The sequence below is a fragment of the Serratia sp. ASV30 genome, assembly GCF_016428815.1.
Taxonomy (GTDB): domain Bacteria; phylum Pseudomonadota; class Gammaproteobacteria; order Enterobacterales; family Enterobacteriaceae; genus Chania; species Chania fonticola_C.
On record NZ_JAELTL010000204.1, the window covers coordinates 1 to 441 of the forward strand.

Here is a 441-nt window from a genome sequence, read left to right on the forward strand (position 1 = left end):
ACAGTTGTAACTGTCTCGCCCACGTTGGCTATTAATTTATTCTTCATGGTTTATTGTATAAAATTTGGCTATTTGTTCCTAACACACTTGAAACTCTTGGTGTCTGCACTTCCATTTCCTTTATTTTTTCTATAATTTTATTAGTGATTCCATATTCCCGATCTAAATACTCTAGACCCATCGTAATAAAAAATGCCACAATGGCGACACCAATAATAGCACCACCTAAGGAAACAGCCGCTCCTATTAACAACGCGGACGATGTTGCTCTCATGATAACAGTAACGACAACCGCTTTGACAATATCACTAGTTACATTTCCTAAAAAACTAGCCGCAGTGCTTTCATCCTTTAGTATAAACTCCAGGCTACGGTAGGCCAAAGAGACATATATACTCCATTTCATACCCTGTATAGCAGTATGATTAAGCCCTTTTACCC

The 441-nt window shown here is 38.1% G+C and carries 1 pseudogene; it reads right to left on the minus strand.

The features are described from left to right. Positions 1-43: 43 nt before the first annotated feature. Positions 44-441 (minus strand): annotated as a pseudogene (locus JHD74_RS26095) (hypothetical protein); the annotation flags it as partial.